General features: G+C 57.6%; 16 protein-coding genes and 2 pseudogenes. 10 read left to right on the forward strand and 8 right to left on the reverse strand.

Annotation, left to right across the window (positions count from 1 at the left end):
* Window positions 1–19: 19 nt before the first annotated feature.
* From ADU59_RS09005 to ADU59_RS09020, 4 genes are read right to left on the reverse strand one after another with little or no spacing between them, the layout of a single operon-like run.
* Window positions 20–1,108: an ABC transporter ATP-binding protein gene (locus ADU59_RS09005; protein WP_068953786.1), complete on the reverse strand. Its 1,089-nt coding sequence runs from the start codon at window positions 1,106–1,108 to the stop codon at window positions 20–22.
* 12 nt (window positions 1,109–1,120) lie between these two features.
* Window positions 1,121–1,936, reverse strand: a complete 816-nt coding sequence (locus ADU59_RS09010; protein ID WP_068953787.1) for an ABC transporter permease — start codon at window positions 1,934–1,936, stop codon at window positions 1,121–1,123.
* Entirely contained in the window at window positions 1,936–2,883 is a 948-nt protein-coding gene (locus ADU59_RS09015; RefSeq protein ID WP_139093163.1) for an ABC transporter permease, read from the reverse strand. The genes ADU59_RS09010 and ADU59_RS09015 overlap by 1 nt, the downstream gene beginning before the upstream one ends.
* A 9-nt stretch (window positions 2,884–2,892) precedes the next feature.
* Complete coding sequence (locus ADU59_RS09020) at window positions 2,893–4,026, reverse strand: ABC transporter substrate-binding protein (RefSeq protein ID WP_068953788.1); 1,134 nt, start codon at window positions 4,024–4,026, stop codon at window positions 2,893–2,895.
* Between the two features lie 375 nt (window positions 4,027–4,401).
* On the opposite strand from ADU59_RS09020, the pseudogene ADU59_RS29575 reads away from it, so the two are divergent.
* Window positions 4,402–5,067 (forward strand): annotated as a pseudogene (locus tag ADU59_RS29575) (IS6 family transposase); the annotation flags it as partial.
* A 119-nt stretch (window positions 5,068–5,186) separates the two neighbouring features.
* Here ADU59_RS29575 and ADU59_RS09030 read toward each other — a convergent pair.
* From ADU59_RS09030 to ADU59_RS09040, 3 genes are all read right to left on the reverse strand, one after another.
* Complete coding sequence (locus tag ADU59_RS09030) at window positions 5,187–5,864, reverse strand: DUF1028 domain-containing protein (RefSeq protein ID WP_068953790.1); 678 nt, start codon at window positions 5,862–5,864, stop codon at window positions 5,187–5,189.
* A 95-nt stretch (window positions 5,865–5,959) separates the two neighbouring features.
* Window positions 5,960–6,373, reverse strand: coding sequence for a RidA family protein (locus ADU59_RS09035; RefSeq protein ID WP_068953791.1), 414 nt, complete (start codon window positions 6,371–6,373; stop codon window positions 5,960–5,962).
* Between the two features lie 51 nt (window positions 6,374–6,424).
* The gene (locus ADU59_RS09040) at window positions 6,425–7,675 is read right to left on the reverse strand and encodes a flavin-containing monooxygenase (RefSeq protein WP_068953792.1); all 1,251 of its coding nucleotides are present in this window, start codon (window positions 7,673–7,675) and stop codon (window positions 6,425–6,427) included.
* A gap of 306 nt (window positions 7,676–7,981) precedes the next feature.
* On the opposite strand from ADU59_RS09040, the gene ADU59_RS09045 reads away from it, so the two are divergent.
* The 9 genes and pseudogenes from ADU59_RS09045 (at window position 7,982) to ADU59_RS09085 (ending at window position 19,969) form a co-directional block, all read left to right on the forward strand.
* Complete coding sequence (locus tag ADU59_RS09045) at window positions 7,982–8,935, forward strand: LysR family transcriptional regulator (protein WP_068954107.1); 954 nt, start codon at window positions 7,982–7,984, stop codon at window positions 8,933–8,935.
* A 131-nt stretch (window positions 8,936–9,066) separates the two neighbouring features.
* A complete protein-coding gene (locus tag ADU59_RS09050; RefSeq protein ID WP_244506379.1) occupies window positions 9,067–11,409 on the forward strand; it encodes a beta-glucosidase in 2,343 nt (780 codons plus the stop codon).
* The gene (locus ADU59_RS09055) at window positions 11,406–12,563 is read left to right on the forward strand and encodes an acetylornithine deacetylase (protein WP_068953793.1); all 1,158 of its coding nucleotides are present in this window, start codon (window positions 11,406–11,408) and stop codon (window positions 12,561–12,563) included. Before ADU59_RS09050 ends, ADU59_RS09055 begins: the two co-directional genes overlap by 4 nt.
* Window positions 12,564–12,678: 115 nt before the next feature.
* Window positions 12,679–13,749: an ABC transporter substrate-binding protein gene (locus ADU59_RS09060; protein WP_068953794.1), complete on the forward strand. Its 1,071-nt coding sequence runs from the start codon at window positions 12,679–12,681 to the stop codon at window positions 13,747–13,749.
* 163 nt (window positions 13,750–13,912) lie between these two features.
* Window positions 13,913–15,607 carry an ABC transporter permease subunit gene (locus tag ADU59_RS09065; RefSeq protein WP_244506380.1) on the forward strand — a complete coding sequence of 565 codons (1,695 nt, stop codon included), beginning with the start codon at window positions 13,913–13,915 and terminating at the stop codon, window positions 15,605–15,607.
* A gap of 49 nt (window positions 15,608–15,656) precedes the next feature.
* Window positions 15,657–16,715 carry an ABC transporter ATP-binding protein gene (locus ADU59_RS09070; RefSeq protein ID WP_068954109.1) on the forward strand — a complete coding sequence of 353 codons (1,059 nt, stop codon included), beginning with the start codon at window positions 15,657–15,659 and terminating at the stop codon, window positions 16,713–16,715.
* Window positions 16,716–16,718: 3 nt separating this feature from the next.
* Window positions 16,719–17,636 (forward strand): nucleoside hydrolase, encoded by a 918-nt coding sequence (locus tag ADU59_RS09075; protein ID WP_068953796.1) that lies wholly within the window; start codon window positions 16,719–16,721, stop codon window positions 17,634–17,636.
* Between the two features lie 188 nt (window positions 17,637–17,824).
* A pseudogene (locus ADU59_RS29580) lies at window positions 17,825–18,756 on the forward strand (IS630 family transposase).
* Between the two features lie 322 nt (window positions 18,757–19,078).
* Window positions 19,079–19,969 carry a helix-turn-helix domain-containing protein gene (locus ADU59_RS09085; RefSeq protein WP_083198182.1) on the forward strand — a complete coding sequence of 297 codons (891 nt, stop codon included), beginning with the start codon at window positions 19,079–19,081 and terminating at the stop codon, window positions 19,967–19,969.
* A 38-nt stretch (window positions 19,970–20,007) separates the two neighbouring features.
* On the opposite strand, the gene ADU59_RS09090 is transcribed toward ADU59_RS09085, so the two are convergent.
* Window positions 20,008–22,143 (reverse strand): TonB-dependent siderophore receptor, encoded by a 2,136-nt coding sequence (locus ADU59_RS09090; protein WP_068953797.1) that lies wholly within the window; start codon window positions 22,141–22,143, stop codon window positions 20,008–20,010.
* Window positions 22,144–22,284 lie beyond the last annotated feature (141 nt).

Consider the following 22,284-nt stretch of genomic DNA (forward strand, 5'->3'; position numbering starts at 1 on the left):
CTCCTTCCTTGGATGTTTATTATGCTGCTTCGGGCAGCAGCCAGGCATGCTGAGGCTGCCAGTTCAACGTCAATTCCTTGCCCGGCGTCAGATCGAGTGCATCGATCTCGTGCTGTTGCTTCTGGACGCGGAATTCCTTGCCTTTCACGTCGAAGAAGATCGTCTGGGTCGAGCCCACGAATTCGATGCCGATGACGCTCCCTGTCACACCTTCTGCAGCCGTTCCCCCCGTTGGCGAAGAGGAGAGGCTGATGCGATCGGCTGCGATGACGAAGCTCGCCTTGTCCTGCTTGGCACTATTTGTCTTCGTCGGCACCGTGAACGTCCCAAGCGGACCGTCGATCCGTACTTTGCCTTCGTCGTGTCCGGACACTTTCCCGCTGATGATGTTGTTCATGCCCATGAATTCGGCGACGAAAGCGTTGGCGGGTTCGCGGTAGACGTCCTGCGGCCGGCCGGTCTGCTGTATCGATCCGTCGTTCATCAGGACAATCCGGTCTGCCAGGGCGAAAGCCTCCGATTGTGCGTGTGTCACATAGACGAAGGTAATCCCGAGTTCCTTGTGGAGGCGGGAGAGTTCGGTCTGCATCCGAACCCTGAGATGAGCATCGAGCGCGCTCAGTGGCTCATCGAGCAGGAGAATCGAAGGCTGCGTCACCAGCGACCGTGCGATTGCCACGCGCTGACGCTGGCCGCCGGACAGTTGAGCGATACCGCGCTCGGCCATGCTGCCGAGGCCAAGACGATCGAGCCATTCCATCGCCCGCTTGCGCCGTTCCTGTTTGCCGATTTTCTTCATGCGGAGAGGAAATTCCACGTTCTCGACAACGGAGAGGAACGGAAACAGAGCAAGGCTCTGCCAGACCATCGGCGTGTCCCGTTGGAACGCCGGGATGCCGCGCATGCTTTGCCCACCGATCCGGATATCGCCACCTGTTGGCTGGTCCAGTCCTGCCAGGAGCCGAAGGGTCGTGGACTTGCCGCAGCCAGATGGCCCCATAAGGGCGATGAACTCGCCGCCCTGGATGTCAAGGTTGATTGCCTTCACCGCGTGATGGGTCGCGTAGCGTTTATCGAGGTTTTCCAAGGTCACGAATGCATTCGACATGTCTTCTGCCTTTCAAGCATTGGAGGAAGCGGTCTTGCTTGCACGAACGCCTATGAAGCGTTGCGCCACGAGGACAAGGACGATGCTGATGATAAGGACGACGGTGCCGATGGCGTTGATCTTCGGATTCACCTGCCCCTGCAGGAGATTGAGAATGCGCACCGGCAGTGTCTCGTTGACGCCGCCGACGAACCAGGCGATCAGGAACTCGTCGAAGGAGACTGCCGCCGAGAGGAAGAACGAGGCGATCAAGGACGGTTTGCAGAACGGCAGGACGACGGTGAACAGTGTCGCAAACGGTGATGCACCGAGATTCCAGGCTGCGGGCTCCAGGTCCCTTGAAAATTCGCCAAGGCGAAGCCGGATGATGGCCATGGCAAAGGACGTGGCAATGGCGACATGACAGGCGATGATGGCCTCGACGGTACCGAACAGCCCGATGCGTGACAGGAATGCAAGCATTGCCATTCCCATGATGCTGACGGGAACGGCCGGCGGGATAGCCACGAGAAGCCCGAACAGCGTCTTTCCGCGAAACATGTAACGGTAGTCGATATAGGCGGCGGCAAACCCCAGAACGGTGGCGATGACCGCAGTCCCGAAACCGACAATCAGGCTGTTGAGGAAGGCGTCACGGATCATGCTGTCTGCCAGCACGGCCTGGTGCCATTGCAGGCTGAAGCCACCCCAGGGGATCGTCGGAAAGCGATTGGCATCGAACGAGAATACCGCGATGACCAGCATCGGGGTTGCGATAAAGAGGGCAATTGCGCCGATCAGGCCGAATTGCAGAGATCGCGACAGGCGGGTGATGAGTGGCAGGGACATCAGCGGCCTCCCTTCTGGGTCCGGCGGTCGCGGCCGAGGAAACCTGCCGCCAGGAATACAAGCGCCAGGATCGCCAGCATGGTGACACCGATGACGGAGGCGCGGGGCCACTGCGATCCCGACTTGACGGTATCGACAATCAGAATCGAAAGTGTCGGCGGCTTGCTTCCTGTCATGAACAGCGGGCTGATATAGTCGCCGAACGACATCAGGAAGGCGGTCGATCCGGCGAGGAAGACTGCATTTCGTATGGATGGAAGCAGGACATGCCGAATGACCTTGCTGCGGCGGCAACCGAGGTTCTCGGCCGCCTCGACGAGCGTGCGATCAACGCCCGAGAAGGCGAGCACAAGGATCAGGATCGCTACGGGAAGGGTGAGTGTAAGCAGGCCGATCTGAAGCGAGAATTGACCACCTAGCAACGGCAAGCCCGTAAAACCTGCTGACTTGACGATGCTGTTGATTACCCCATCGGGGCTTAAAACGATCTGCCAGGCGTAAATGCGCAGCATGTAACTTGAGAAGATCGGCACGACGAGAAACGTGACCGCAAGACCGCGTATTTTTTGGGGGAGCCTGAAGGCAATGGTGTAGGCGGCGGGAAGCGCAATCACCAGCGTCAGGACGGTGCAGGTGGCCGCAACTTCGCCCGTGTAGACCAAGGCCCTCTGGAAAGGGGTGGAGAACAATATTCTCGACCAGTTATCCAGCGAGAAGTCAGGCTCCAGTCGGAAAGACCTGACGCGCCAGAAGGTGACGACGATCAGGAACACAAGCGGGGCTGCGAAGAACACGATCTGCCACAGCAGAACAGGGAGCCCCAGAATGGCAGGCATGATCGCTGGCGAGGCAGCAGTTCGAGCGCGGAATGAACCGCGCCCAACCGCCTCGCCAGCCTTCAGCGTGGATGCATTGATGTCTGTCATCCCAGGGTTCTCCAGGCTCAAGCGTTCGGATCAGAGGCTCTTGAATTCGCTCCAGACGTCGTTCCAGTCCTCGATCGACTGCTGGGTCGGAAGCTGGCGGAACTGGATTTTCTTGGCCTTGTATTCGTCCATGACGTTCGGCTTATCGAGCTGCAGGCGCAGGATTTCGGCATCCTTCGGCATTGTTTCGTTGAGGAGCTTCCAGCCGGCGATCGATGGGATCGACTTCTTGTTGTCGACCTTTGTCGCCATTTTGACCTGGCCCTGCGGAGAGGTGGTGTACTGGATGAACTTGCGAGCGAGGTCTTTCTTCGGCGTTCCCTTGACGATGGAAAGCGATTCCGTCCACTGCAGGCCGCCTTCGTCCGGAATAATCGTGTCGACCGGCACGCCATTCAGCCGCAGGCCAAGCGTGATCCACTCGCCGATACCAGGAACGAGCTGGGCCTGTCCGTTGGTCATGGAGGAGAAGATGTCAGCAATGGTGTAGAAGCCGGAGGCCTGGGGCTTCAGGGTAAAGAGCTTTTCCTTGACGGCGTCGAATTTTTCTTCCGAAATATCAAACGGCGGAAGGTTGCCATTGGACAGGCTGATCGAGCCCATTGAAGGCAGATACCAGTCGAAGAAGCCGACTTTGCCCTTTGCCTTCTCACTCCACATTGCCGCGTAGGACTTCACCTCTTCCGGCTTGAAGGTGTTGGTATTGTAGGACAGGCCGAGATAGCCGAAATCCGTCATGACGCCGTAGAGTTTTCCGTCGAACCAATGCAGCGGGAATTTCTGAAACTCCGGCCAGAAATCCTTGATCGGATAATCGTCCGGGTCGAGTTCTTCAATAAAGTCGGACGCATGCAGCAAGTGCATGTATTCTGCGTCGGCGAGAACCACGTCGAACGAGCCAGGAGGCGACTGATTGATGACGGCAAGCATCTGGTCACCGCCCACATATTCCTTGATGCGGACCTTTACGTTGTTCTCTTTCTCGAAGTCGGCAATCAGATAAGGATCGGCATTGCCGGGCCAGGAGAGGTAATTCAGGACATTCGGATCGTCTGCGTAGGCGCTCGACCATTGATTGGTTGCTGCAAAGGCGACGCCTGCGGCACCAGCCTTCAGGAAGCCGCGTCGGCTGATGTCACGGGACATAAGAGATGGGATGCGCATTTTCTGTTCCCTTCAGGCTTGTTGGCTCGTATGCAATAGATGCATGCGAATTAACAAAAGCAAAGAATGTGCCAGTTCGCCGGATTTGTGAAAGTCCAGCATTTTCAGAGCCATATGATGTTGGAGTTTCTCTAAGCTTGTTAGGGTTTGCATAAATTTGAAGCGTTCATCTGTTGATGTCGCATAATTCGCATGCAATATTTTGTCTATATCGCATGCGATATCTATGTGGCGGGGGCGTCTTTTCTTCAGTTGATACCGGCAACCAGCCTATGGAGATGCGCTATGCAAGCGGTCACCTGCCTGATGGTTGATGGTCCATTTTTCAAAGTTAAATCTATTGAGGAGTCTGCAAGGCGGCGTGTAGGGCTGAACGAACGGAGTGTACCAGTCGATCATTCCACGATTTATCGTCGGGTTCAGAGATATGCGCGGTAGATTGAAAAGTGGCTGCGATGGCACTGGCATCGGCCGCAATCAGCAAGTTGGCACGTTGATGAAACCTATGGGAAAGTCCGTGGACAATGGACGTATCTTTACCGGGCCGTCGACAAAATCGGCAACACGATCGATTTTTATCTGTCCCCGACACGCGATGACAAAGCGGCCAAACGCTTTCTCGCCAAGGCTTTGAATGGACTGAAGGACTGGGAAAAGCCAACGGTCATCAACACCGACAAGGCTCCGGCTTATGGCATTGCCGTTGCGCAATTGAAGGTCGAAAGCAAATGTCTCGTAAAGCTCGTGCACCGACAGGTCAAATATCTGAACACCGTCGTTGAGGCTGATCACGGCAAGCTGAAGCAACGGATCAAACCAGTGAGAGGGTTCAAGACGCTGAAAGCGGCCTATGCGACGATCAAAGGTTTCAAGGTCATGCGCGCTTTGCGCAAAGGACGGGCTGCGATTTTCAACCTAACGGGCGACATTCGTGGAGAAGCACGTATTGTTGAACGTGCTTTCGGCATCGAACCAAGCGCGCTGACGGAAGCGGTAGGACCGCTCGCTCAGAGTCTCGAAAATCACGAGGCTGTCGGCTAATCGACGTCCCGACCAGCGGTCACTATGACCAAAATGGAAATGTGCAACAGAGCCGCGTGGATGTGTCCGCCAATTGTGGCTTCTGCCAACCTGCCAAACCATTGCACCAACCCATTACGTTATTCGTCGCCGGGAACGCCGTACGATGGCGCCTTGGACGGATTTAGCGCGCGCGTCACGTAATCGTTGGCCTGTGGCCTGTACACTTCCCACGCACGCGCAACAGCGGCCACAGGGCAACCATCGTCCAGCCAGTCAATGCGCAGTTCAGCGTAAGGCCAGGTTTCGCGATCAACGATAAGCAATCCAGCGGAATGAATGGGACCTGCCTCACCGCCTTCGGCCACGGCCGCCTCAAGTGCAGCAATCAGCCTGTCACCAAGTGGGCCTGTCGACGTTTCAAACGCTTTGACCATAGCGGCAGGAACGCCGTCATGGGCAAGCAAGTTCCCCCCTGCCGCGCAATCCTTGCCAGAGGCAGAGGTCCATATTCCCAACGCCTTGTCTCCGGAATGGATCGCGGATCTTCCATTCGCGTCCACCGCCAGAAGCTGGCGGTATTGCGGGAAAGCGTCATGGTGCCGCGCAGATGAGACGGCGTCGGCCGCACTCTCTCCATCCGCCAATTTTTCCAGCATAAATGTTCCGAGAGCCGGGTTCGTTATATTTTGCGTCGAGACGGCACCAACCCCGGCGCGCGCCCAGGCGCATCGTGCGGCGACTGCCGGAGAGGATGACGAAATCGCAACCCCAAATTGGCCGGAATTGGCGCAGCGTGCAACGATGGAAAACGTCATATCGAAATCCTGTCCCTTTGGAATGGCTGTTTTGTCCCGGGCAATCGATCCGCGCGTTTGCACGGACCAGCTCACGCGCAGATGAACTGGCGTAACTAGTCGGGAATGACTGCTGTCGCGTCGATCTCGACCAGCCATTCGGGACGTGCAAGCGCCACGACGACAAGACCTGTACAGACCGGGAACACGCCCTTGATGTACTCACCCATCGTCCGATAGACCGCTTCGCGGTGACGGACGTCGGTCAGATAGACGACGAGTTTGGTAACATGCTCCATCCTGCCGCCGGACTCCTCGACCAGTTGGCGAATATTCTGCATCACCTTATGGGTTTGCTCGACAGGGTCATGGCTATTGATATTCTGTGCCGTATCAAGATCTTGCGGGCATTGACCACGCAGAAAAATAACCGTGCCCCGCGCAACGACTGCTTGGCAAAGATCGTTGTCGAGACGTTGTTCTGGATAGGTCTCTTTGGTGTTGAATTTGCGGATTCGGGTATGTGCCATTCTTGTCTCCGTCAGAGCGATTAAAGGTGGGTGTGGCGGGGCTGATCCCAATCAGCTCTGCGGTGAATATGCGTTGTAGGTATCTTGAATGACGATGTGGTCGGCTACGTGCTTTGCATCATGCCAGACGCCCCAGATGAAGCTGGAACCACGGCCTGAAAGCCATGGCAGGCCAAGAAAATAGATTCCCTTTTCGGAAGAGACGCCGCGCTGGTGCTTTGGACGACCGGCATCATCGAAGGCGTTGACCTTCAACCAGCTGTAGTCCGAGCTGAAACCAGTCGCCCAGATGACCGTCGTCACGCCGGCTTGCTGCAGATCCAACTCACGAAGCGGTTTGGTGACGCACTCGACGACCGGACCAAGAACGCGGGCCTCCGGCTCTTCCGGGAGGTCAATGCCGTTACGAGCGACAAAAGCATCCGCCTCATCCAGTAGCGAAAGATAGTTCTGATCGCCACGATCGAGATTGCGGGCAAGATCGTCGCCGAACGCCAGCTTTCCATCCTTGTATGCACCCGTCATGCCTACAAGAACCATGCCCTCGGCGGCAAGGCAGCGAAAATCGATCGTCTGACCGCCACCAGCACCACTGACGGCGATCGTGACATGTTCGGCACCGGGGGCCTGCGCCTGTGCGTCCCATTTCCCGAGAACCCCAAGCCACCAAACGAAATCACGGCCACGATAGGCGCGCGGCGGCCGATCGTGCGGTCCAACGGAAAGATAAACCTTGCGTCCTGCCCGCATCAATTCCTCGGCGATCTGCACCCCGGAGGACCCGGCGCCCACAACCAGCACCGCCCCATCCGCCAGTTCAGCTGGATTGCGGTAGCCGCTGGAATGCATTTGATTCAAACCGGAGGCTGCGGGAATAACCGGCGGGATGTTCGGCTTCTGGAAAGGTCCCGTTGCAGCAACGATGTTGCTGGCTTCAACCACGCCATTGGATGTTTCAACGCGAAATCCGGGACGGCCTTCGAGGCGCTCGACATTTGTTACTTCGACACCACAGCGAACCGGGGCGTCATTCATCTTCGCATAGGCAGCGAAGTAGTCCGCGACCTGTTCTTTCGGAACGAAAGCATCCGGATGACCCGGAAAATCCATATTTGGAAAGCGATCGTGCCATGCCGGACCGTTGGCAACCAGCGAATCCCAGCGCATTGACCGCCAACGCTCCGCAATCCGTCCCCGTTCGAGAACGAGGTGCGAAACGCCGTTCTTTGTCAGATGCTCGCTCATGGCAATGCCGGCCTGCCCGGCCCCGACAACGAGCGTGTGGATTGTCTCAACTGACATAGATTGACCCTTCCTCTTTTCGCCGGGACCTGCTGATCCGCTGACGGCTGTTGCCTACCGATCTATCGAAGGGGTGGGGTTCAGAAAATTATGATTTCCTGCAGCACTGATTAGGATCGCCAAAAGCAGAGCGGTCTCGATCGCGCCAATTTGTATGGAAGATGAGGGCCGCCAGGAGGCGGGCGCTGTTTACGCTTTACGAACTGATAACTGTTAGGGTTCGCATTCAAGCCCGGCCATTCCGACTGGCAAATGGCTTCTTCGCATTCCATGCTCGCCTTTGGCATGACGCTGATCAGGTCCCTCATGCGTTTTACACTCCGCCAGCTCGAATATTTTATAGCAACCGCCGAGGCTGGATCCATCACCTTGGCGTCCGAGCGTATTCACGTTTCTCAGCCATCAATCTCCACCGCCATTTCGCAGCTTGAGATCGAACTGAACACACAGCTGTTCTTGCGACGTCACGCTCAGGGTCTGTCGCTCACTCCAGCGGGACAGAAGATCCTTGCACAGGCCAAAGCGGTGATTGAGCAAGGGCAGAACCTCTACATTGCCGCATCGGAAGCGTCGGACCAGGTCCGGGGCACGCTGTCGCTTGGATGTCTTCTCACCTTCGCCCCCATGCTTTTGCCCGAGGTCAGCCACAGCTTCAAAGCTGCCTTTCCCGGAGTGCAGGTGAGACCGACGGTGGCCGATCACAGCGTTCTTCTGGCGAAACTGGAACGAGCGGAAATCGACGTGGCACTCTCGTATGATCTCCTTGTCCCGGACGGTTTCGAGTTCACGGCACTGGCAGAACTGCCGCCTTACGTTCAGGTTGCGGAGACAGATCCATTGGCCGCGCATTCGGCAATCACACTCAAGGAGCTTGAGGAACGGGAATTCATTCTGCTCGACCTGCCCCTGTCACGGGATTACTTTCTCGGCCTTTTTGCCGCCGCCGGCGCAACGCCCAACATTGCCGCGCAGATCCAGCATCAGGAAGTGATCCGCACCATGGTCGGCAATCGCTACGGATACACGCTGGCCAACGTGCGGCCGAAGAACAAAGCCGCGCTGGATGGCCGGCGCCTTGTCGGTCTTCGCCTGGCTGGCGAACACAAACCCATGCGCATCGGCCTCATCCGCGTCGGCCAACAGGTTTCAACCCGCATGGTGCGCAGCTTCGAAGATCATTGCAAAAGCCTGATATCGAACAGCTATGTGCCGGGAATGGAGGCGCCTATCATGAACATGCGCCGCAGCACCCCAAGCTAGAAGCTAGGCTCGCTTTTTTCTAAGCACCAGTTTCGAATATCTTATTTTTCTTTTTGGCCATCCGGTGAGACTGTGCGCGCCTGTTGCCGCGCCGCAGTCAGCGGCCCAGTCATGTTCCATGGAGATTACCCTTGTCCAACAACACCATGCTTGCCGATCAACCGAAAGAGACGATCGTCGATGCGATGACAAACCAGGAGAAGGTTGATCTCCTTTCCGGCTTCGGCATGTGGAAGACCGCAGCCGTTCCTGCCTACGGGATCAAGCCGATTGTCATGACGGACGGGACCTACGGCGTGCGTTATTCGATCCCGCAGATCGACAGCGACGAACGCGGCGGTATGGATGTTGACGCCTTTCTCTCCGTGGTCAATCAGCGCGCCAGCGACGTGTCGATCGCCTGGGGCGAAATGAAACCGGCCACCTGCTTTCCGAATGGATCGGCTATGGGCAACAGCTGGGACGAGGCGTTGATGCTGCGCCTCGGCACCTTGCTCGGCAAGGAATGCCGTGCAATGGGCGTGCATCTGCTTTTGGGGCCAGGCATCAACCTGCGCCGCACACCGCTGGCGGGCCGTTCCTACGAATATTACTCGGAAGATCCGCTTGTCACCGGCAAGCTATCGGCCGCTGTTATCGAAGGCGTCCAGTCGCAGGGGGTGGGAACCTCTCTCAAGCATTTCGCCTGCAACAATTCCGAGGTTGAACGCACGACGATGGACAGTATCGTCGAAGAGCGTGCGTTGCGGGAAATCTATCTCAAGGGTTTCGAAATCGCCGTCAAGCAATCCAAGCCCTGGACAATCATGTCCTCCTACAACCGCCTCAACGGTGTTCAGGCATCGGAAGATCCCTGGCTTCTGGATGCGGTTCTTCGCAAGGATTGGGGCTACGAAGGCGTCGTGGTATCCGACTGGCACGGGATCAAAGACCGTCCAGCCTCGTTGATGGCGGGGGGTGATCTCGACATGCCCGAAAGCCCCCGGCGCAAGGCCGATTTGCTTGCAGCCCTCGATTCGGGTGCGGTGCCCGCCGAGGTGGCCGATCTGTCGTGCACCCGCATGCTGGATCTGATCGACCGCTGCAACGACGGCGCGCAGGGACCGGTCTCTGTTTATACCGCCGAGGAGCACCACGCCGAAGCCCGCGCGATGGCTGCTGCCTCGATGGTGCTGGTTCGCAACGAGGCGCTCTTGCCCATCCGCCCGGAGATGCGCCAGATCTTGGTCGTTGGCCGCGATGCCGGTACACCGGTGATCCAGGGCTCCGGTTGCGCCACCACCATACCGACGATGGTCGATCAGCCTCTTGAACAACTGGAGCAGGCATTGGGCTCTGCCCGTCAGTTGACCTTCCGGCAGGAAGCCGATGCCGAGACACTTAAACTGGCCGCCAGTGCCGATCTGGTTCTGGTCTACACCTCGACCGAAGGCGCATATGATGGTGAGGGCTCCGACCGCACCACACTGGCTCTCGGTCCCGGTCAGGATCAAATGATCGCGGCACTTGCGGCTGCTTCCGACAAAGTCGCGGTGGTGATCGCCTGCCCCGACGCGGTGGAAATGCCTTGGATCGATGCCGTAGGTGCCGTTCTCGTCACGTTCTATTCGGGCCAGGCCATGGGCGGCGCGGTCGCCGACATTCTGACCGGCAAGGTCAACCCTTCGGGCAAGCTCTCTGTCACCTTCCCCAGGCGCCTCGCCGACGTTCCCGGTTTCCTGCATTATCCCGGTGAGAATGGCCAGCATATCTACGGAGAAGGAATTCACGTCGGCTACCGATCGTATGACATGCGCGAAATCCAGCCTCTGTTCCCCTTCGGCCACGGATTGAGCTACACGACGTTTGAATATTCGGACCTGAAAGTTTCCGCATCGGAGATCGGCCTCCGCGAGGAGATCAGTGTGACCTTTACGGTGACGAACACTGGCGAGCGCGCAGGGGCAGAAGTGGTGCAGCTCTATCTGCAGGCTCCCGGCAAACGGTTAAGGCGCTCGCCTCAGGAACTCAAGGGCTTCGCCAAGCCGATGCTGCAGGCCGGAGAAAGCGAGCAGGTCGAAATCACACTCAAGGGTTCCGACCTCGCAATCTGGGACCCGGCTCTGGCGCGCTGGGTGCTGGAAGGCGTCGGCGCACGCCTGGTCGTCGGTGCCTCGTCACGAGATCCGAAACTGACCGTAGACCTGGCGTTACGCGCTTCTGTTCTGCCGTTCCGCCGCATCGCCTATGACACCCAACCCGCCTATGTGCTGCCGAACGCCATTGCGTGCGAACAAATCTGCGCCTACCTGACGAAACGTTGCAACATTTCTCCGGAAGATGCGATGCGACTGCTACAGCATTGCTCGAATTCGTTCTTCGGGATTTTCACTTCGCTGGAACGGCGGCTGCGTCTTTCCATTCCGGAGACCGAAGTCGCAGATCTCATCGATAGCATCAACGCCGCCATGGACGCGGCTGAGGCAAAATCGTGACGCCAACGGAAGCGTGGCTGGAGCGCCTCATCGCACACCCGACCGTCAGTGCGGATACGAACCTGCCGCTGATTGAAGAGATCGAAACCGCGCTATGCGGCGCGGGTGCGGCCTGTGAGCGCTTCACCGATCCTACCGGTCTGAAAGCCTCGCTTCTGGCCCGCTTCGGACCGGACCTTCCCGGCGGATTGATGTTGTCGGGGCATGTCGATGTCGTACCGGTTGCCGGACAGAACTGGACTGTGCCGCCGTTTACCATGACGCGTAGCAACGGGCGTTTGTTCGGCCGCGGAAGCGCGGATATGAAGGGGTTTGTCGCATCCATCATGTCCCTGTCAGAGAGACTGGCATCGATCACGCTGACGGCCCCACTGTGGATCGCCATTTCCTATGACGAGGAAATAGGCTGTGTCGGTGTCCGGCCGATGCTCGATGATATTGCAGCCCGGGGCATTCGCCCGGATCTGATCGTGGTTGGAGAACCGACCTCGATGCAGCTGGGACTGGGGCACAAGGGCAAGATGGCATTTCACGCCTCCATCAAGGGTGTTGCGCGCCATTCGGCCGAAGCCCCCCTTGCCCTCAACGCTCTCCATCTGGCGGCGGATTTCATCACCGGCCTGAGACGGCTACAGGACGACATCGAGGCCCGCGGTCCACGCGAAGCCGGTTACTCGATCCCTTATGCGACGGTCCATGTCGGAAAACTGACTGGCGGAACAGCTGTCAATCTTGTGCCGGATCATGCCGAATTGCAGATGGAGTGCCGCATGATGGCGGCAGATGATCCGCTAGCGCTCGCAGACAGCATTCGCAAGGTTGCAAACGCAACTGTCGCCCCGCATCGCTCTCGCTTTGCAGACGCTGCAATCATTGTCGACAACGCCGGAAGCTATCCCGGTCTTGCGACGGACATTCAGGAGCCTGCCGTCCAGGCATTCGCAGCATGTCTGCCGGACGGAACGATCGAATGCCGTCTTAGCTTTGGCACGGAAGGCGGGCTGTTTGCGCAAGCGCTCGATGTGCCGGTCGTTATTTGTGGACCGGGCAACATGGATCAGGGTCATCGTCCTGATGAGTTTGTTGAGCGAACACAGCTCGCTTTATGCGATGACGTCCTTTTTGCCGCAGTTAATCGGTTTTGCCAAGGTTAGGCGCGAGCTGCTTCGCTTGTGCCAAAGCAGATGCACGGAAAATTGTAATTTACCGAACCAGCGCGGTTCGCAAATGTAGGCTGATAAAGGTCAAAACCAACGCCGGAGGGTAGAAATGAACAATAATTTTTCGCGCCGTGAATTCATGAAAACAACCACGGGTCTCGCTGCCGTCGCACTTGCGGCCCCGGTCATTCTGAAAGGCTCGCGGGTATTTGCCGGCGAAACGCTTGTCGTCCGCGACATGGGTGGTGCTTTCTACGAAGGCTTCAAGGTCGCGTTTTACGACACTTTCACCGCCGAGACCGGTGTCGTCATTCAAACCAACACCAACGAGCCCGATCCGATCCCGCAGTACAAGATGGCTGTCGATACCGACACCAAGCTGTTCGACGTTGCACTGATGACACCTGAGCATGTTCTGCGCATACGCCAGCTCGGCGACCAGTACATGTTGCCGCTCAACATCGAGATTCCCAACAAGGCGGACTTTACACCGAACACCTTTGAGCCTGAATTCGCCGGTGTCGCGATCTTTGCGCTGGCCATGGGATATCGCAAGGACACGATGAAGACGGTTCCGACAAGCTGGGCCGATTTCTGGAACGTCGAGGCTTTCGAGGGACGCCGTGGCCTTTGGCGCAGCCCGGTAACGACACTGGAAATGGCTCTGCTTGCCGACGGCGTTCCTCTCGACAAACTGTATCCGCTGGATGTCGATCGTGCCTTCAAGAGTCTCGACAAAATCAAGTCGCATATCAATATCTGGTGGACCTCGGGTGCCCACGCGACACAGCTCCTCAAGGACGGCGAGCTGGACATGATGTCCACATGGTCGACCCGTGCCCAGGCCGCCATCAACGCCGGCGCTCCGGCCGGCATTGTCTGGAACGGCGGTCTTTTCAACATCGACGGCTGGACAATTGCTGGTAACACCGAGAAGGCTGATCTAGCACGTAAGTTTATCGAGTGGTGCCTGGATGCCAAGCGTCAGGCAGCTTACACGGATCTCCTGGCATGCGGTCCGACCAATATGAAGGCCTACGATCATCTCAGCGCCGAAAAGGCGACCCTCCTGCCGACAGCCCCCGACAATATCAAAGGCCTGACCGTACTGAACGCAGCGTATTGGGCAGAAAACCAGGATGCGCTGACGCAGCGTTTCGAACAGTGGATCCTGAGCTGATCAGTCTGACTGAAAATACCGCTCGATTTTTCGGCCTTGCTATAAGGTGAGGCCGAGCTTCTGACATGGGTGGCCCGGCTCCGCATCAGCGGTGCGGGCCATTTGAACAAACGGGACTGCCATGGCTGAACTGACCGTCAATCAAACATCTGCAAAACAGCGCATGAGGTTTGATAGCCTCTGGCTATCGGCGCCCGGGCTTTTCTACATGGCCCTGTTGCTCATCCTTCCGGCTGGCGCGCTGATCTGGCAATCTTTCGTCGATCCGAAATCCGGCAGTTTTGACCTGTCGGTCTACGAGCAGATGTTTTCGGCCGGGGTCTATGTAAAAGTCCTGACGAACACGTTTGCGATCGCAGCCCAGGTCACCCTCGTTTGCCTTTTGGTCGGTTATCCGATCGCGGTGTGGCTGGCGGGAATGGAAGAACGTCGGCGCCGCATGGCCATGTGGCTGGTGCTTTTGCCATTCTGGGTCAGCCCCCTTCTGAAAAATTTTGCCTGGATCGTGCTCCTTGCCCGCAAAGGCATCGTCGCACAGATGCTGACAGGTATGGGTTTCGATGCCGAACTCAATCTGCTCTATGGCCGTGGAGCCGTGGTCTTCGGCATGGCGCACGCCATGCTGCCCATCGCCATTTTGACGATGCTGCCGACAATGCTGACCATCGACAGCCGTCTGGTTCCTGCTGCGATGACGATGGGCGCAAGCCGCAGCCAGTCTTTCTGGCGCATCTTCGTACCACTGTCGATGCCGGGCGTCGCCGCCGCGGGTCTTCTGATTTTCGTGATGGGCCTCGGCTTTTTCATCACGCCGGCACTCCTCGGTTCACCCAACGAGACGGTGATCGGCCAGATGATGATCACCCAGGTTCAGAAACTCTTCAATCTGCGCCTTGCCGGAGCACTTGCGGCCCTTCTGCTGGCCGTCACCTTGATCACTATCGCCATCTACGATCGCTTCTTTGGCATGTCGTCTGTATCGGGCACCGGGGCTGTCGCAAGGCGTGGCGGTGTGATCGGTGCGATTGGCGGGCTGATCATCGAGGTCGGCGCCACGCTCAGCGAATTCGTTGCCCGTTTGCTTCCCGCCCGTCTGGGGCGCGGTACCTTCACCGTCTTCGTCTGGCTGGTGATTGCCGTATTGATCGTACCGGTACTCGCCTTCCCGCCCATGGCATTCTCGGGCTCGAGCTTCCTTGAATTTCCGCCGAAAAGTTTCTCGCTGCGCTGGTTCGAGGCCTATATCGGTTCCAGTCAGTGGATGGGGGCGACAGCACGCTCGGCAGTGATTGCCATTGTGACAGGTGTTCTCGCGACGATCATCTCCGGCATGGCCGCCTATGGCTTGGCGCGTTCGCAAAGAAAGGCAGGAGGGCTGATTTTCCTCTCCTTCATGTTGCCCATGGTGGTTCCGAACATCGTTATCGGTGTGTCCCTGTTCTACGTCCTTGCCAAGATCGGATTGATCGCAACAGACACAGGCATCGTGCTCGGGCACACACTGTCCGCGATGCCCATCGTCTTTGTGATACTGCTCACCACATTCCGCAGTTTCGACTGGCGTCTTTTGCAGGCCGCCGCAACGCTCGGCGCAAGCCGCTGGCAGCAAATCCGGCTTGTGCTTCTGCCGCTCGTGAAGGGCGGAGCCGTCGCTGCATTCCTGTTCGGTCTGTTACATTCGTTCGAAGAGCTGACCATCGCGCTTTTCGTTGGAGCAGGCGTCAAGCAGACCCTGCCGAAACAGATGTGGGATGATATCATCCTCAGCATTTCTCCGACCCTGGCCGCGGCTTCGGTCTTCATCGTGGCGGTTGTGACAGTGCTGTTCGTCATCGCCGAAAAGGCAAGGCCTCGCTGACATGCGCATGCCAGCCTCTCCCTTCACGACCAAAGGAATTTCTCCCGACATGTCCGCTACCTCTGCCACCACGCCGGAAATCAAACTTCAGGTTCAAAGCCTGGCCAAGCTATACGGTCAGACCATTGCACTCGATCACGTGGACCTCGAAGTCCGCAAGGGTGAACTGCTCACGCTGCTTGGCCCATCAGGGTCAGGCAAGACGACCCTTCTGCAACTGATCTGCGGCTTGCAGGAGCCCAGTTCAGGCACTGTCGTCATCGATGGCAAAGATCAGACGCACGCTCCGGTAAACAAGCGGGATATCGGCGTCGTGTTCCAGAACTATGCGTTGTTCCCGCATATGACCGTCGTGGAGAATGTCGGATTTGCACTGAAGATGCGTGGTCTTCCAAAGGTGGAGATCGACACCAAGGTCGCGAAGGCGCTGGAGACAGTCGGGCTGACCCACGCCGCCGGCAGGGCGCCATCCCAGCTTTCAGGAGGCCAGCAGCAGCGCGTCGCCCTGGCACGTTGCCTTGTTTATGATCCGGCGATTATTCTCATGGACGAACCACTGGGTGCTCTCGACGCCAAGTTGCGCGAAGTCATGCAGATCGAAATCAAGCGCATTCATCGCGAAACCGGTGCCACGATCATCTTCGTGACACATGATCAGCAGGAGGCGCTGGCGCTTTCGGATCGCATCTGCCTGATGAACAACGGCAAGATTGCCCAGCTCGGCACACCCCGTCAGATGTACGAGGAGCCACAGAACCTGTTCGTGGCGGATTTCATCGGCGTCTCATCGATCATCCGTGGCACGGTGAAGGATGGAGCATTGCAAACCACGCTCGGGCTTTTGCCGATTTCGGGTGCGCGCCCATCAAACGGCACAAACGGCGCAATTGTCGTGCGGCCTGAAGCGATTTCGCTGGGCGAGGGATTTTGCGAAGGGCGGGTGCGTGAAACCGTTTATGGTGGCTCCGACATGCGTGTGATCATCGATGCTGGCGAACAGGAAATCATCGCCCGCGCCACCGCCGCAACAGGCGACATTGAAGTGGGAAAGACAGTCCGCTTCGGCTGGGCGCCCGACGCCGTACGTTTCCTGATCGATAAGGATTGATCTATGACTGCCCTGCGTTTTGTCTACGATTGCGATCCCGGCGCCGACGACGCGCTGGCAATGCTCTTTGCTCTTGGGCGACGCGACGCGCTGGACATGATCGGCATCACCTGCGTTGCTGGCAACGTCGGTCTTGAACCCGTCTTGAACAACGCACGGCGCATTCTTGAGCTGGCCAGTCGTCAGGACATCCCCGTTTATGCTGGGGCCGCGCGCCCCTTCATGGCGCCGAGCGGCAAGGTTTCGATCATGCACGGGTCTGACGGTCTTGCCGGCAGCGCGCTGCCTGCGCCGACAATGGCGTTGAGCGATGGCCATGCAGCAACGGAACTGTCGAGGATCGCACGGGCGGAGGGACAGCTGCATATCTGTGCCACCGGCCCGTTGACCAACATTGCGCTGGCGCTTCTCCTCGATCCGGAACTGCCAAAATTTGTGAGTACGATTACGCTTATGGGCGGGGCCGCCTTTTGCCCAGGCAACACCACACCACTCGCCGAGTTCAATTTTGCGGTTGATCCGCATGCCGCTGCCATCGTTTTCGACAGCGGCATCCCGATCACTATGCTCGGCCTCGATGTGACCCGTCAGGCTGTTGTGACCGATGAGATGATCCACGAAGCCCAGAAAATTGGAACTCCGGTTGCTTTGGAAGCCGCGTATCTTCTCATCAATTACGGTGCAAAAGACCCGTGCTTGCATGATCCAAGTGCGATTGCCTGGATGCTCGAGCCTAAGATTTTCACGACCGTTGCCGGGCACGTATCGATCTGCACAGACAATGGCGCCGCTGCTGGCCAGGTCGTTGCAGCCGTCAGTGAGCGACATCTCGCTGGGCGGGCTCCCAACTGCACAATCGTAACGGGCGTGGATTCAACAGCGTTTTTGGAGCTCTTCTTAAATGCTTTGCGCGATTTTTAGGCAGCGACTTTGGGTATTGTCACAAGCTTTTGAAAGGGCGCAGAAGCCGCAATCGCCGGACACGCCTATGCGGTGAGTGCAGCGAATTGCCGAAGTGTCGATTGGCCACCGGTTGAAAATTGGTGCTCGCGGATCAGGTGGAGTCTGTTTTCTGCCGATCTGTGATTGCCTTGAGATGGAGGTGAAACATGGTCAGGTTTCATTCTTTGGATATTCGCGAGCGCGTTGTGTCGACGGTGGACGGCGGCCAGTCGCGGCGGGCAGCGGGGCGCGGCACTTCTGTGTCAGCGAGAGTGCTGCGATCAAACTTCTGCGGCGCCGCACGATGACCGGCACGGTTGTGCCGTTGCGGCAAGGCCGTCCGCCGGGAAGCGGGAAGCTTCGGTCTATCTGCCTTTCCTGATCGCTGAGGTCGAGCACAGGCCCGACATCACCATGCCGGAACTGGCCGGCGAGCTTGACGGGGCGCATGGCATCCGGGTTGCGCCTTCGTCGTTGTCGCGTGTCCTGGTGGCCCAAGGGTTCCCATATAAGAAGCCCTGATGGCATCGGAACGCGCACGCGCGACGGTGCCGCTGGACCGTGACGTCTGGATTACCAAGCGTCAGCCAAGGATGCGACTGGAACCACATCATCTTGTCTTCATTGACGAAACTTCCGCGAACACGAAGATGGTCCGGCTGCGTGGCGAATGTTTGTGCCGTTCGGGCATCGGCGAACGCAGACCTTCATTGCCGCATTGCGCTGTTATGGCCTGACCGCGCCATGGATTGTCCACCACGCCATGAACCGTGTCGCGTTCGGCACTTATGTCCGGACCCAGCTTGCGCCAACACTCGAACCCGGTGACGTTGTCATCTTCTACAATTTCGTGGTTCACAAAAGCACCAAGGCGGCACAGGCCTTGAAAGACAGAGGCGCCTGGTTCCTGTTCCTGCCACCTTACAGCCCCGATCTCAATCCCATCGAGATGGCTTTTTCCAAGATCAAGGCGCACCTGCGCGCCGCAGCCGCAAAAACCTTTGATGCCCTCTTCAATGCTCTCGGCTCAATCCGTAATCTCTGCAACAGAACCGAATGCTGGAATTATCTCAAGACATCAGGATATGCCTCCGATTAATCGGACGAGGCTTTAATAGCCAACGAAGGCTTAAAGTCCATCTTGGACGGCAGCACTCACCAGCCAGAATGCGGGTCCCTATTAAACTGGTCGGAGGGTTCTTATGGGTTCAAGACCGCCAAGATGTTGGACTGAGTGAAAATCTTTGCTGCTGGGGGAGGAGACTGACGCTATAGCTAAATCCGACCCAACTTCGTATTCGCTTGCCACTTCATCTGTAATATGAGAAATAAAGTCAACTTATGTGATGAAAGAGAGGCCTTAGCGCCGGTTTGTACACCCGCAGGCCCCAGACCATTTCGAAGAGGCGGGCGAGCTGCACATGAGCTTCTGGCACACAATGTCCTGGAGAACTGAAGGGATTCAAGTCGCAGCTCCGGTTCAGTGGCGTCAGTTGGATGGGATGGTGACCGTTCTTTGGGAAGCCGAGAGCCAGGTTGGTGCCAGCGGCTATTATCTTGCGGACGATCCACGGATCATGTTTTTCTTCAACGATGTTTCGCCGCATGTTCGGATTTCGAACAGGAATGACGGTTTCGCGCGGAATTCACGGTCGATGGCGCGCGCAGTGTATGTCCCTGCTGGCGTGCCGATGTGGACCAGCAGCAAGAGTGCGCATCGCTTCAGCCATCTCAACCTCCATCTGCACAAGGACCGGGCGCTCCGGTACTTGACGCCCTCGGTCGGCAGTTCTGCGGCACAGATGGCGATACGGCGTCCGGTGGAGCTTCAGGACGTCGCGGCTATAGAAGTGTTGGCGAAACTCTTGGCCGAAGAAATCAGAAACCCGTCGAAGCATGCCGTCTATGCCGAGAGCCTTGTCGGCAGCATTGTCACCGGCCTTCTGGATATTCCGGCAGACGGGGACGAAAAGGCTAGCGGCAGACTGACGCAGGCGCAGATGAACAAGCTGCTTGCTCATATCGAGAGGCTTGGCGATTATCGGATGACCGTCGCCGACATGGCCGCAACGGTCGATCTGTCGGAAAGCTGGTTTGCCAGCGTGTTCAAGCACACCACGGGCAAGTCACCGTTGCAATGGCAGTTGTCCAAACGGATCGAGCAGGCAAAGCAGCTGCTTGGCGAAAGTGATCTTCCGGTTGCCAGTATCGCCGTACAACTCGGGTTTTCCGATCAGGCGCATTTGACCAAGGTATTTCGCCAGGTGGCTGGCGAAACACCGGCCGCCTGGCGAAAGCTGCAGCAGCCCTGAAATTTCCCGCCAAACGCTTTCGCGGGCGGGAGAAGAGGTCACCAGCTCTGGCGAAGTGTCGCCAGAACAACACGACCTGGGTTGTAATAAACCCCGCCGCTATCCTGGCTGGCGATATGCTTCTCGTCGAACACATTCTTGACGTTGAGCTGAAAGGTCGTGTTTGCCTGGACCTTGTAGGTGAAAGCGGTATCGAACACGACAGCACTGTCCGAGGATACGGTGTTGCCGAGGTCCAGGAAATATGAGTCCGTGTAGCGCGCGCCCACCCCAAACGTCATGTCGCCGCGGGCGCCCTGTCCCTCCACTGTATAGGTGCCCCATACAGAAGCCGCGTGCTTGGGCACGCGCATGAGACGGTTGCCGTCATTGGCGCCGCCGGGCTCATCGATCCTGGAGTCGATGTAGCTATAGGCGGCAATCACACCGATATTGCTCGTTACCTCCGCCTTGGCCTCGAGTTCAAAGCCGCGATGCCTGACCTTTTCCACGGTTTGTGGCAGATAGGTGACGCTGTCGTAGACGGTGATGTCGCCCTTCGTCAGGTCATAGACCGACGCGGTAAACAGGGCAGGGAAGGCATCCGGCCGATATTTGATCCCGACCTCGTACTGCTTACCGGTCGTCGGATCCGTCCCGACACCAGGAGGGGCTGCGGATTCGGCATAGCTTGCATAGGTCGCCAGTTCCTCGGAGATCTTGTAGCTGACGCCGATCCGCTTGGTAAATTCGCTATGATCATCCGTCTGGGCGACGTTCGAGAACAGGTCCGTCTGGCCGAGATCAAACCAGTCATTGCGCAGACCCAAGCTCACCGTCAGCTTGTCGAAGAAGGTCAGATCCTGCTGCAGATAGATCGCCTTGGTCTTCTGGTCGTTTGCCGTTCCGTAATTAGGCGCCGTCGAGATTGGCCCACCCGTATAGATCGGGTTAAACCAGTTTATGGGCGGAGCACTGGGGTCATAAAGACCGTAATTTTGCGATTCGAAATTATTGTATTCGACACCCGCAAGCGTGCGACTTTCCACAGTGTTGAAATTCGCTTCGTAAACCAGGTTCGCATCGATAATGAACTGCTCGTTCGTCGTGTCGCTGCCGAAGAAGTATCGGTCTGCGAGGTTCGAACCATCCGTTCGCGTATTGGAGAGATAGGCGCTACCGAACGCGGTGTTCGATTTGCTGTAACGGGCATTGGAGCCGAAGCTCAGTCCGTTGCCGAAATCGTGGTCGAACATGAGGCTGTAGACATTACGGTTCGTGGTATTGAAATAATAATCCGGTTCGCCGAAGAACTTGTCCCTGTCGAAGTCCGTGCCGAGCGGCTGGCCGCCGCTGCCTGGAACGCCATCCTTGTCGAGATGATCGAAAACGAATGTCAAGCTTGTCGCGTCGCTGGGGCGCCAGGTCAGGCCGCCCATGATGAAGTTCTCATCATCCTGAGAATAATCATATTCGGCGTCCGACCGTTGGAATTTGCCGGTCAATCGGTAGGATAGAGTGTCGTCCTCTGTGAAATTGTCGCCGAAATCGAACCCGGCCTCCTTGTGCGCGAATGACCCGCCTGTGCCATAAACTTCGCCGAAACGCTCTCTCTTCGGCGTTTTCGTGACATAATTCACCGACCCGCCGGGTTCAGCTGCTCCAAAGCCCGCCGAACTGGCTCCCTTCAGCACCTCGATGCGCTCGAAGGCATAAGGCTCTTCCCGAACGCCGGCGAAAGTCCTGCCGATGGCCAAGCCGTCGCGATATGTGTAGGGCGTGAAGCCGCGAATATCGAAATAATCATAACGGTCGTCCGAACCATAGAAGTCAGTCACCACGCCAGCCGTATATTGCACGACCTGCTCGACACTATCGGCGGCGCGTTCCTTGATTTCCTTGGAGGTGACTACGGATACCGAAGCCGGCGCTTCCAAAATATCTGTCGGCATCTTGCCTGCGCCGGTCGTTTCCGTGGCGACGACGGACTTTGAATCATTGTCCGTATTCAAGACACCTGAACCGGAGCTGCCCTGGACAACGAGTGTCTCCAGCGTCGTGGCGGCGCCGTTGGCTTCCTCGGCAGTCGAGTAGCCCGGCATAAGTGCAACGAGTGCCGTGCATGTAAAAAGCAGCGCATTCCGGTGGCGGATCGGGGCCTGTCGTGATCGAGCGCCTGTTTTATCGATGTCCATTTTTCATAATCCAAATTGACGTAACTGCTGGTGATCGGCGCCGCCGATACGGTTCGCGAGCGTCGATAGCCATCGCATCTGAGCTCTCACAGGCGAACCAAATCCCCCATGCTTTCCCGGCTAGATATCGTCATCCCCGCC

Source organism: Pararhizobium polonicum, from assembly GCF_001687365.1.
GTDB lineage: Bacteria > Pseudomonadota > Alphaproteobacteria > Rhizobiales > Rhizobiaceae > Pararhizobium > Pararhizobium polonicum.

Coding starts and splice junctions, on each gene's coding strand:
- ADU59_RS09005 (WP_068953786.1), bottom strand. CDS start 1,108: ATGTCGAATGCATTCGTGACCTTGGAAAACCTCGATAAACGCTACGCG.
- ADU59_RS09010 (WP_068953787.1), bottom strand. CDS start 1,936: ATGTCCCTGCCACTCATCACCCGCCTGTCGCGATCTCTGCAATTCGGC.
- ADU59_RS09020 (WP_068953788.1), bottom strand. CDS start 4,026: ATGCGCATCCCATCTCTTATGTCCCGTGACATCAGCCGACGCGGCTTC.
- ADU59_RS09030 (WP_068953790.1), bottom strand. CDS start 5,864: ATGACGTTTTCCATCGTTGCACGCTGCGCCAATTCCGGCCAATTTGGG.
- ADU59_RS09035 (WP_068953791.1), bottom strand. CDS start 6,373: ATGGCACATACCCGAATCCGCAAATTCAACACCAAAGAGACCTATCCA.
- ADU59_RS09040 (WP_068953792.1), bottom strand. CDS start 7,675: ATGTCAGTTGAGACAATCCACACGCTCGTTGTCGGGGCCGGGCAGGCC.
- ADU59_RS09045 (WP_068954107.1), top strand. CDS start 7,982: ATGCGTTTTACACTCCGCCAGCTCGAATATTTTATAGCAACCGCCGAG.
- ADU59_RS09060 (WP_068953794.1), top strand. CDS start 12,679: ATGAACAATAATTTTTCGCGCCGTGAATTCATGAAAACAACCACGGGT.
- ADU59_RS09065 (WP_244506380.1), top strand. CDS start 13,913: ATGAGGTTTGATAGCCTCTGGCTATCGGCGCCCGGGCTTTTCTACATG.
- ADU59_RS09070 (WP_068954109.1), top strand. CDS start 15,657: ATGTCCGCTACCTCTGCCACCACGCCGGAAATCAAACTTCAGGTTCAA.
- ADU59_RS09075 (WP_068953796.1), top strand. CDS start 16,719: ATGACTGCCCTGCGTTTTGTCTACGATTGCGATCCCGGCGCCGACGAC.
- ADU59_RS09085 (WP_083198182.1), top strand. CDS start 19,079: ATGAGCTTCTGGCACACAATGTCCTGGAGAACTGAAGGGATTCAAGTC.
- ADU59_RS09090 (WP_068953797.1), bottom strand. CDS start 22,143: ATGGACATCGATAAAACAGGCGCTCGATCACGACAGGCCCCGATCCGC.